Here is a 10898-nt window from a genome sequence, read left to right as displayed (position 1 = left end):
TGTGGAATGGAACCGCCCACCTGTCAACGAAAAGTTGCAACAACCCCGCACCTGTTGCCCTAAGGATACGCTCAGCCAAAGCTCCCCCTGTCTGGCATCACGGTAGTAGCATCGGAGGCAAGACATCAATCGCCTCCCCTCCTTCGTCTTCCCGCATTTAATGCGGGATCCAGAGTCACCCCCACCAACACCAGCACTCAAAGACTGGATACCGGATCTTCGCTCCGCTCGTCCGGCATGACGACGGGAGGCATCCAGCACACGAGCTCTACGCCGAGCCACTACTCAAAACAGCTCAGAACATCTCTCTCAAAATACGGTTCCTGATTGACCCAGAACATGTAGTCCACCTTCATAAAATCCTGCGCAAATGCATGGAGTAGTGGCACGATATTCTGATCATTTTCAATCACCTCAGTGGTGCCTGTTCGTCCCGTATAGTTGCCATCCTGAATAGCAATCCCAAGAGGCGCAGAGTACGCCCGCTCATGCATCATCGCGATGGTATGGTTCAGCTGACCACGCCGCTTGACCATAAGATCCGGCGCGCCCAAACCAACACCAATGCTTTCGCCATATTCATAGATTGAGTTCAGATAGCCCTCATCTTCGAAGGGAAGCCACTCACCCGGCATAAAGTTCGCATACTGCATCGTAACCGATGTCGGAAACGATGCTTTCATCGCGGACATATTGCCCTTCAGCGCTTCAGAATATCTGGCCGGACTGAACTGCTCATCATCCTCAGCGGACACCCCAATGGCAGACTCTTGCAGATTGATACCCTCAATCCGCCCGTCAAAGGCTTGCCCCAGCGCCTGAAGAAGCTTGGCAAACCGCTCCTGCACCTTGCTGTTCCACCGCTTTGCAACCCAACCTTCCGGCTCGTTGTTATCGTTAAACTGATAAACAGCACCGCCTGCATACTCATCAGAAAGAATGTAGTCAGGAACAGGGACATAGTCTGGATTAAACGAAGCATCCTGAAGCTGGACGAACAGCCTCTTGCCTTTGGAGCCCAGATACGCCAAATCCGCTTCAATCAAAGAGAAATCATAGGTTCCCTCGGAGGTTTCAAGCGCACGCCACGGATACATGATCTGCGCCCCCACAAATCGGGAACTCTCCAAAAACGGATGCTCCTCAATCGCTTCGCGGTCTCTGGCAAAATAAACAAAGTGTTTGATGCTATCCTGAGCAATGGGGCAAGCAGCACCCAGATACTCTTTGTAAGCCTCTGCATACCGATCCGCAGGATTCTTCCACTTGGCGAACGCAGAAGGAGACGAAAACGAAAAAAGCGCAACAAGGCCTAAGGCAACTGATTTGCGCACGCTGATAACTGGCATAGGGAAACGACCTGACGTCTATCGAGAGTAGAGCCCCAGAAAAGCGCTCAACTTTGTCGACAAAGAGGCCTACAGCACATCATCGCCAGTTTTCACAGAGCTTAATGGCAAACAGCACCCCGCTATACCGAAAACCCCTGACGCTTCAGCTGCTGAATAATCTGATCGATCTTTTGCAAAAACTGAGATCGGTCTTTCGGCGAGAACGGGCGCGGCCCGCCTGTCTGCTCCCCAAAACTGCGCAGATCTTCCATCAGGTTACGTGTTGCCAGCGCCATGCCAATGGAAGCTTCATCAAACACTTTTCCTTTTGGGGAAAGCGCAAGCGCACCAGCTTTCACCACACGGTCAGCCAGCGGAATATCCTGCGTCACAACAATATCACCCGGAACGGCCCGCTCAGCAATCCAGTCATCCGCAACATCAGGCCCATCAGGCACGATCACCCGTTCCACGTCCATGTCACGAGGCGTGTTGATGAAACTGTTGGCAACAACAAACACCTTCAGACGATACCGGTCAGCAACCTTGTAAATCTCGTCTTTGACGGGGCATGCATCCGCATCAATATAAATAAGTATCTTTTTAGCGCTGGTCACAGCAGCTCTTCTCCTGCATCGCAGCGTATTCCCAAAAAGTGGTTCCGGTTTTCGGAGAGGAACACGCTCAAATCAGCCCTTTAGTCGCGCAGGAGCGATCACTTTGTCAATCAAACTTGCCATTTCAAGCACATGCCAATCACGTCCAGCCCGCTCAATCAACATCAAACCCGTCCCCGGCATGCCATGCGGGTTCATGGGAATAGTCGCAGCACACCCGTCAACCCAGTTCACAGCACGCGTATTTTGCGAAAGCTGACTGCCAAATTTTTCCGGATTGCTGTCAACATCCTCAAGCAGCGGTGCAACAATCGGCACCGTCGGCGCAATCAAAATATCAAACTTGCCCGCCATCTCTTTAAAGGCACGGATAGCTTCCACACGCTTCGAGCGCGCCTCTTCCATCTCTTTGCTCGTCACTTCAGTCGACTTGAGAATCCGCTGAACCACATAAGGATCTCCAGTCTCTTTGAGACCTTCCAAATACACGCCAACCAAAGCAGTGGTCTCGTAACTGCAGATCGTCCCAAGAAAAGTCGCGCTATGACACAAGACAGGCTCTGAAACCGGCGCAATGATAGCACCCGCATCCCGGATCGCCTGCATCGAGCGATCAAAATCAGCACTTACCTGCGTATCCAATCCCTCAGCCAACGGCGAAGCAACAAGCCCCACATGCAATCCATCAAGGCTCTTTATCCTGCGCGGAGCAAGACATTGCCCCGAAAGCACAGCATGCAAACGGGTGCACATATGTATTGATCGCGCAATAAAGCCAACCGTATCAAAGGATGGACAAACAGAGAAAAGACCCTTGGTCGAAATCGCCGCTCGCGTCGGCTTAAACCCGTAAAGCCCATTAAGCGCTGCCGGAATTCGCACAGACCCGCCAGTATCGGTTCCCAGAGCCGCATCACACAGCCCCAGCCCCACACTTGCAACAGCCCCCGAGGATGAACCACCGGGAATCCGTGCAGGATCAATCACATTTGCAGGGGATCCAAAACAGGGATTGAGTCCAAGCCCCGTAAAACCCAACTCACTCATATTGGTACGGCCACAGGTAAACGCCCCTGCAGCTTTCAGGGCAGACACCACCTTGGCATCTTCACAAGCCGGAGCCCGCTTGCGCAGGAACGGCGAGCCAGCACTGGTGACAATGCCAGTTTCATCAAACAGGTCTTTGAGAGAAACAGCCACGCCATGCAAAGGCAACGAGTCATGCGCTTCTTTCTGCCGCTGATCCGCAGCTTCAGCAGCGCGCATAATTCTCTCTGCATCAAACTCCAGAAACACACGTTCTACACATCCATCAGGCAGGTCCATTGCCCGATCAATATATCGGCGCGCTACATCTACCGCTCTGAAATGTATACGAGGATCTGTCGACAAGTTATCTCCACTCATCACGCATGCATATTTATCGCACTTTGATGGTTGTGGCCTGTTTTCCTCATCAGTTCAATCATCTCCAAACAAAAGAGATACCAGTCTATTAATCTGCCACTGCGAAGCGCAGCAAAACTACAGTGTATCGCCGAAAAGTGGGAACCGGTTTTCGGACAAAGATACGCAAAAACAAAGGCTAAAGCAGTTCAGATGCTTCAACACAAATGCGAACTGCTTTAGTTCTGGGCAGTGAGGGATGAAGCAGCAGAACCAAGCGCCTCAACACTCTCCAGCAAATCTGGCAAAGACAATCCACTCAGCGCAATACGTGACCACAGCACCACAGAGTCATCATCCCCTTGCCCGACGATAATCGGATGGCCCGAAGGGTCAGGCAGGTTCAGTTTCAGCATGCTGCTTTCACTCAGCCCCTCATGAATGGCCTCACGCTCAACCCGCACCAGCAGCTTAATATAGTCTGGCTCATTGCCCACAAAGTACATGCTGCGCGCACCATCAACATCCACCTGATAGACCTCATTCTCATCATACTCGTTGATCAGATACTGCCTCATGAGGTCTTTCATCAGGTGGTGGAAGTTCACATTGTTAGAAGCCATGCTTTTTCCCAGCCTTCAGCCCCTCGAACTTCTCATGGAAGTATTTCGCGGGAATTTCATCCGCTTGAACAGTCTCTGTAGTACAATCAGTCACGTAGGTAGTCGCAGGATTTTCCGTGGTACTGAGGCTTGAAAACATAAATTGAGACCTGGAATTCTGCTCAACAATAAAACGCTCAAGTTTCTTACCCGGCGCACTGGGAACGTCCAGCGACTTAAAGAAGCCCTGAATTTCCTCAAAGGGCACAGGCTTTAACCCCTCAATATCCAGAGATAGAGCAGGCTTTGGTCCGGCACGCGTCCACGACACCACGGTTGGCGCTTCACCCATGATACTCTGTTTCCCGTCCTCAAGACGAAAGGCCCCCGGAAACGTCGGCCATGCATCAACAACAACAGCCTCTTGCGTAGGGTCTCTGGGATCACCAATCATGCAAAACGCATGATCAACCATTGAAGAGGAAACACGAGCCACTGGGCGGTCTGTTTCTGATGCCGCCAGAAGCTTGTAACTAACCTCGGCATGCCCGGAACAGTTGCCGGCCTGCACACGGACCGAGCTTTCGGCCAACCCACCATGCTGCGGGGCTTTCGCCAGCCCATAATTGGCTCGCAGATAACTCTCACCACGCGAAGCAAACACCTCCGGCGTCAAATTACCTGCACCAAATGGAAGCAACTGCTTGGTCTGCCAGATAACTTTTTGTGCAACCTTCAGGTCCTCAAAGGTCTGCGCGGAAACGCGAACCTCCTTCCCCTGAAAATCCCCTAGATACTTCTGCGCTTTCTTTACAGTTGTGAAGTTAACAGCATCAGGCGTCTCAGTAGTATTTGAACGAAGACAATGAACAAGCGAGGCAAAGGACGGCACTAAACTTTCCCGTTACACAACCTAAGATAGAACACACAACTCAAGATCAACAGTAACAATGAGAGAAATTCTAACTGTGAGATTCAGCACAGAGATCGATTACATTAACTTGAAGAGACACCAAGAGGAAAAATATAAATACTACAACATCATGATTTTAAAAAGCTTTGTCAATTCTACACCTCTGATCGATCAGGCATAAAAATAAAAATTATTTAAAATATAGAACTCCTAACAAAAAAGAGCCCGCCAGCAGAACCAGCGGACTCCCTGCAAAACTGATTGGAAGCAGACTTACCGTTTAGGCTTGTTAAACGCCGCTGCCAAAGCCGCTGCCATGGCATTGTTGCTACCGCCGCTCGTATCAGCTGGCTTATTGCCACCACGATCACCCCCGCGCAGTCCTCCACCACGGTTGCCGCCATTCGGACGATTACCGCCGCCCGGACGACCTCCACCCTGGTTGCGGTTTCCACCCCGGTCAGCCTGCCGTTCCCGCACATTCTCACGTGCATCCGCACTGTCCTTGCGCATGGTCAGGCCGATGCGTTTGCGGGCAATATCCACCTCGACAACACGCACCTTTACGATATCACCCGCTTTCACAACCGTATGCGGATCATCCACGAACCGGTCCGCCAGCTGAGACACATGCACCAACCCATCCTGATGCACGCCAACATCAACAAAGGCACCAAAGTTGGTCACGTTGGTAACCGTGCCTTCCAGCATCATGCCCGGCTTGAGATCCTGCATGGTCTCAACACCATCCTGGAAGGAGGCGGTCTTAAACTCAGGACGCGGATCACGCCCCGGCTTTTCCAGCTCTGCAAAAATGTCCTTTACAGTCGGCAGACCAAACTTCTCGTCCGTAAACTCTTTTGGGTCCAGATTGCTCAGCAGGTTGGAGCCCATGATCTCACGAATATCTCGACCACATGCTTTGATGATCTTCTGCGCAAGTGGGTACGCTTCTGGGTGAACAGAGGACGCATCCAGCGGGTTCTCGCCATCTGCAATCCGCAGGAAGCCCGCACACTGCTCAAACGCCTTTGGCCCAAGCCGCGCAACCTTCAACAACTGCCTGCGGTTCTTAAAGGTGCCAACCGTATCACGATACTCAACCACCGCTTTCGCAAGGCCCTCTGTCAAGCCGGAGATATGTGCCAGTAGCGGTGCAGACGCCGTGTTGAGGTCAACCCCAACCGCGTTCACCGCATCCTCAACCACGCCATCCAGCGAACGGGCCAGCTTGGTCTGGTTCACGTCATGCTGATACTGCCCGACACCAATGGACTTCGGCTCAATCTTCACTAGTTCCGCAAGCGGGTCCTGCAAACGGCGACCAATAGAAGCCGCTCCGCGCAAAGACACATCCACATCCGGCATTTCCTTAGCAGCCAAAGCCGAGGCGGAATAAACCGAGGCCCCTGCCTCGTTCACCATCACCTTGGTTGGGCGATGTTCTGCCGGAATATCCTTTAACAAATCTGCCGCTAAACGATCCGTCTCGCGGCTGGCAGTCCCGTTACCAATTGCAATCAGGCTCACGCCATGCTTGGCAACCAATGCCCGCAAGGTGGCAAGTGACCCCTGAATGTCATTGCGTGGCTGGAACGGGTAGATCGTGGCGGTATCAATCAGCTTGCCAGTCGCATCAACAACAGCCACCTTCACGCCAGTCCGAATACCCGGATCAAGCCCCAGCGTCGCACGCGGCCCAGCGGGCGCTGCCAATAACAAGTCTTTCAGGTTACGGGCAAAAACCTTGATCGCTTCTTCTTCTGCTTTGTCACGAAGTTCGCTCATCAGGTCCAGCTCAACATGAAGGCCAATCTTCACCTTCCACGTCCAGCGACACACATCAGAAAGCCACTTATCAGCAGGGCGACCGTTGGTCACGATGCCCGCCGCATCAGCAATCATCTGCTCCACGGGCTTCACAGCGGAAACATCATCCTCATCCACCTTCAAATCCAGCGCCAGAATGCCCTCATTGCGACCACGCAAAAGCGCCAGTGCCCGGTGGCTCGGAATACTCTTCCAATTCTCAAAGTAACCAAAGTAGTCCGAAAACTTCGCGCCTTCCTGTTCTTTGCCTGCAACAACTTCTGCCTTCACAGCGCCTTGACGCGCCACGTAGTTACGCAGTTTACCAACCAACTGAGCGTTCTCAGAAAAACGCTCCATCAGGATCTGACGCGCGCCATCCAGCACCGCCTTGGTGTCCGCAAAGCCCTTCTCTGCATCAACAAAGCTGCCTGCTTCGCTCTCAGGGGTCTTGCTCGGATCACTCAGCAGCAAATCTGCCAGCGGCTCAATGCCAGCCTCACGGGCGATCTGCGCTTTGGTGCGGCGTTTCTTTTTGTAAGGGAGGTAAAGGTCTTCCAGAGTGGCTTTGTTGTCTGCACCAGCAATTTGCTTTGCCAGCTCGTCGGTGAGCTTGCCCTGCTCTTCGATGGATTTCACAATCGCTTTGCGGCGATCTTCCATCTCACGCATATAAATCAGGCGCTCTTCCAACGTACGCAGCTGCGTATCATCCAATCCACCTGTCGCCTCTTTCCGGTAACGCGCAATAAACGGAACCGTAGACCCTTCATCCAACAACTGCACCGCAGAATTCACCTGCCCCGGCGCACAGCCAATTTCACCCGAAATACGCTGAGAAATCCGCAAAGCAATATCAGCAGAAAGCTTACCCGCTTTAGCAGGAGAGGAAGAAGCAACAGACGTCAGATCAGACATTCAAATCTCGCAGGCTTATTAAAAACAGATGCCCACCCTAGGTCCCCAATGCGGGCAAAACTAGGTACGAGAGACGAATACGCACAGGGAAAGGAGATGTAGTTTTATTTAAATTGACGTCCCTCTCTTCGGTCACTCAATCAGCGCTAAACTTCCAACGCTTCAATCATCTCCACTCGCATCGCATGTCGCCCACCCTCAAACTGAGCGGAAAGGAATGCATCCACGATATCGAGTGCAACTCCTTCGCCAATCACGCGGACACCCATAGAAAGCATGTTGGCATTGTTGTGCTCGCGGATCATGCGAGCAGAGAATGTGTCGCTACAAACCCCGCACCGGATGCCTTTAACCTTATTCGCCGCCATCATGATCCCTTGGCCGGTACCGCACAACACAATCCCGAACCTGCAATCACCAGAAGCAACAAGTTGTGCAGCCGCTTCACCATGCTTTGGATAAGGCGTGCTTTCAGGCGTTGTCGGCCCAATATCGACAACTTCCCACCCCTTCGCAGCGATATGAGCCGCCGCAACTTGCCGAAGCTGAATGCCTGAGTGGTCGCTTGAAAGAACGATGCGTTTGTTGGTTGTCATGAAATAGCTTTCCCGTTTAGCAAGGCACTTTGACGGCAAAGGGTGGTTACCGCACCACCGTAATCTTCTGCGCCGCACGGGTCACTGCCGTATACAGCCAGCGCGTTTTGTGCTCACGAAACGCCCAGCTCTCGTCAAACAACACCACATCATCCCACTGAGAACCCTGCGATTTGTGCACGGTCAGGGCGTAGCCGTAGTCGAACTCGTCGGCACGGCGGCGGATGGCGTAGGGGAGCTGTTCGCTGCCTTCCTCGAACATCGCAGGCAGCACCTTCACCCTAATCGCCTTCTTGGAGATGTCATCCTCTGATGTAACGTCAAAGCGCAGCGTGTTACCGCGTGGCGGACGCAGGCGGGAGACTTCCCAGAGGCCACCATTCAGCAAACCTTTGGTCTTGTCGTTACGCAGGCACACCAGTTTGTCACCAACGGACGGCATCTGTGTCGTGATACCCTTAAGGTCTCGAATCCGGCCGTTATACAGCCTGCGCGTCTTGTTGGTGCCCACCAGCACCTGATCGGAGCCAAGAATCCGCTCCTTGTCGATATTCCGGCGCGAAATCACAGAACTGTCGCCATACTGGCCAAAGTCCAGCTCTTGCCCATCGCGAATATCCATGGACATGCGCACAATCGGGTTGTCTTTCGCCTGACGATGAACCTCGGTGAGCATGATATCTGGCTCCACCTCGGTGAAGTAGCCACCACCACGCACAGGCGGCAGCTGCGCCGGATCACCCAGCACCAGCACTTTTTTGCCAAAAGAGAGCAGATCGCGCCCGAGCTCCTCATCCACCATGGAACACTCATCAATGATGATCAGGTCCACTTTAGCAGCAGGGCTGTCGCGGTTGATGGCGAACTGAGGGCTCTCATCCTCATCGTCATCGTCCTTTTTGGTACCCTTGGGGCGATAAATCAGGGAGTGAATGGTGGAAGCATCTTCACACCCCTTCTGGCGCAGCACATGCGCGGCCTTACCGGTGAAAGCACCAAAGGCCACCTCTCCATCAAGCCCTTCAGCCAGATGGCGAGCCAAAGTGGTCTTGCCGGTACCGGCATACCCGAACAAGCGAAACACCTGGGGCCCGTGCGAACGGGACCAGCGCGCCACTTCAGTAAGTGCATCATCTTGTTGCGGAGACCAATCCATTCCAGACCACCTGTAATAACTTTCTCAAACCAGAATGAGTAATAAACGAAGCTGACCTGAAACGCCCTCGTTTTCTGAAAAAGGTCAACAGGACACTCCAAATTGAACCTGTGAAACTTACGTCGCCTTCAGTCACTGACGCTAGGGTTGCATCAGCAAATCATTTTCGGAGCAACCTCATGCCATTGTGGAAGACAAGTGCCAGCGAAAGTCCAGACATTTACGCCACGGCCCGCGCAGTTGAAGGACTTGCTAAAGAGCGCATTCCAGAAACAGGAATGAGCCCGGAAGAGGCCTACAACCTTGTCCGCGACGAGCTCTATCTGGACGGTAATGCACGGCAAAACCTCGCCACTTTCTGCACCACATGGGTGGAAGACGAAGTCCACAAACTCATGGCCGATTGCATCGACAAGAACATGATCGACAAGGATGAGTATCCGCAAACTGCAGAGGTTGAAGCCCGCTGTGTTCATATCATCGCCAGCCTCTGGAACTCCCCGGAAGCGGAAGAAACAATCGGTTGCTCAACCACAGGCTCCTCTGAAGCCGCCATGCTGGGCGGCCTCGCCCTCAAATGGGCATGGAGAGATCGCTGCAAGAAAGAAGGCAAATCCTACGACAAACCCAACATAGTGTGTGGTCCGGTTCAGGTCTGCTGGCACAAGTTTGCCAAGTACTTTGACGTGGAGCTCCGCCAGATCCCCCTCAGCGAAGGGTCTCTCCATATGAGGTCTGAACAGTTGAAGGACTACGTGGACGAAAACACCATCTGCGTCGTTCCAACCCTTGGTGTCACCTTCACCGGTGTCTATGAACCAGTAAGCGAAATTTGCAAAGAGTTGGACAAGATCCAGGACCAGACAGGTCTGGACATTCCGGTTCACGTAGACGCCGCTTCCGGCGGCTTCGTCGCTCCCTTCCTACATCCGGAGCTGCTGTGGGATTTCCGCCTCGATCGCGTGAAGTCCATCAACGCCTCAGGCCACAAGTTCGGTCTCGCACCGCTTGGCGTTGGCTGGGTGATCTGGCGCGATCAGAAAGAGCTGCCGTCTGATCTGGTGTTCAACGTTGATTATCTGGGTGGCAACATGCCCACCTTCGCACTGAACTTCTCACGCCCCGGTGGTCAGATCGTCATCCAGTATTACAACTTCATGAGACTAGGCTGGGTAGGTTACAGAGGCATCCAGTCAGCTTGCGCTGAGAACGCTCAGTATCTCGCCGAAAAGCTGGCGGGGCTACCGGAGCTCGACATTCTATATGACGGCAATGGCGCCCTGCCCTGTGTGTGCTATCGCCTCAAACACCCGGAAAAGGCCCACTACTCGCTCTACGATCTTTCAGAACGGGTGCGCATGAGCGGATGGCAAATCGCCTCCTACCCGCTACCGGCAGACATGCACGATACAGTCGTCCAGCGCATCATGGTACGCCATGGCGTCTCTCATGACGCAGTCGACCAACTCTTTCTGGATATCCGTAAGGCACTGAACTATCTGGACAAAAATAACATTAAATGGTCAGAGGCAGGGCCAAGCTTCTCTCACGGGTAGAGCATATCACCGTG

9 protein-coding genes are annotated in these 10898 nt (G+C 53.1%); 1 reads left to right on the top strand and 8 read right to left on the bottom strand.

What is annotated here, in order from left to right; translation table 11 throughout:
* Positions 1–281 precede the first annotated feature (281 nt).
* From PsWM33_RS07230 to PsWM33_RS07195, 8 genes are all read right to left on the bottom strand, one after another.
* Positions 282–1349 carry a hypothetical protein gene (locus PsWM33_RS07230; RefSeq protein WP_063299719.1) on the bottom strand — a complete coding sequence of 356 codons (1068 nt, stop codon included), beginning with the start codon at positions 1347–1349 and terminating at the stop codon, positions 282–284.
* A gap of 122 nt (positions 1350–1471) precedes the next feature.
* Positions 1472–1948 (bottom strand): YaiI/YqxD family protein, encoded by a 477-nt coding sequence (locus PsWM33_RS07225; RefSeq protein WP_057465450.1) that lies wholly within the window; start codon positions 1946–1948, stop codon positions 1472–1474.
* A gap of 72 nt (positions 1949–2020) precedes the next feature.
* Positions 2021–3340 carry an amidase gene (locus PsWM33_RS07220; RefSeq protein ID WP_208994434.1) on the bottom strand — a complete coding sequence of 440 codons (1320 nt, stop codon included), beginning with the start codon at positions 3338–3340 and terminating at the stop codon, positions 2021–2023.
* Between the two features lie 233 nt (positions 3341–3573).
* Positions 3574–3957, bottom strand: coding sequence for a CesT family type III secretion system chaperone (locus tag PsWM33_RS07215; protein ID WP_063299717.1), 384 nt, complete (start codon positions 3955–3957; stop codon positions 3574–3576).
* On the bottom strand, positions 3947–4828 hold the full coding sequence (locus PsWM33_RS07210) for a hypothetical protein (protein WP_063299716.1): 882 nt from the start codon (positions 4826–4828) through the stop codon (positions 3947–3949). Before PsWM33_RS07210 ends, PsWM33_RS07215 begins: the two co-directional genes overlap by 11 nt.
* 294 nt (positions 4829–5122) lie before the next feature.
* Positions 5123–7576, bottom strand: coding sequence for a Tex family protein (locus PsWM33_RS07205; RefSeq protein WP_063299715.1), 2454 nt, complete (start codon positions 7574–7576; stop codon positions 5123–5125).
* Positions 7577–7722: 146 nt separating this feature from the next.
* Positions 7723–8172, bottom strand: a complete 450-nt coding sequence (rpiB, locus tag PsWM33_RS07200) for a ribose 5-phosphate isomerase B (protein ID WP_063299714.1) — start codon at positions 8170–8172, stop codon at positions 7723–7725.
* A gap of 46 nt (positions 8173–8218) precedes the next feature.
* Positions 8219–9328 (bottom strand): ATP-dependent DNA helicase, encoded by a 1110-nt coding sequence (locus tag PsWM33_RS07195; protein ID WP_063299713.1) that lies wholly within the window; start codon positions 9326–9328, stop codon positions 8219–8221.
* Between the two features lie 179 nt (positions 9329–9507).
* On the opposite strand from PsWM33_RS07195, the gene PsWM33_RS07190 reads away from it, so the two are divergent.
* Positions 9508–10884, top strand: coding sequence for a glutamate decarboxylase (locus PsWM33_RS07190; protein ID WP_063299712.1), 1377 nt, complete (start codon positions 9508–9510; stop codon positions 10882–10884).
* The last annotated feature ends 14 nt before the right edge of the window (positions 10885–10898 follow it).

Origin of the sequence: Pseudovibrio sp. WM33, from assembly GCF_001623165.1 — a bacterium.
GTDB lineage: Bacteria > Pseudomonadota > Alphaproteobacteria > Rhizobiales > Stappiaceae > Pseudovibrio.
Note: the sequence above shows the minus strand (reverse complement) of the source record. Positions and strands in the feature narration are given on the sequence as shown.

What these genes read in the sequence shown, in the direction of transcription:
- PsWM33_RS07230 (WP_063299719.1), bottom strand. Translation starts at nt 1,349, where the DNA reads ATGCCAGTTATCAGCGTGCGCAAATCAGTTGCCTTAGGCCTTGTTGCG.
- PsWM33_RS07215 (WP_063299717.1), bottom strand. Translation starts at nt 3,957, where the DNA reads ATGGCTTCTAACAATGTGAACTTCCACCACCTGATGAAAGACCTCATG.
- PsWM33_RS07205 (WP_063299715.1), bottom strand. Translation starts at nt 7,576, where the DNA reads ATGTCTGATCTGACGTCTGTTGCTTCTTCCTCTCCTGCTAAAGCGGGT.
- rpiB (WP_063299714.1), bottom strand. Translation starts at nt 8,172, where the DNA reads ATGACAACCAACAAACGCATCGTTCTTTCAAGCGACCACTCAGGCATT.
- PsWM33_RS07195 (WP_063299713.1), bottom strand. Translation starts at nt 9,328, where the DNA reads ATGGATTGGTCTCCGCAACAAGATGATGCACTTACTGAAGTGGCGCGC.
- PsWM33_RS07190 (WP_063299712.1), top strand. Translation starts at nt 9,508, where the DNA reads ATGCCATTGTGGAAGACAAGTGCCAGCGAAAGTCCAGACATTTACGCC.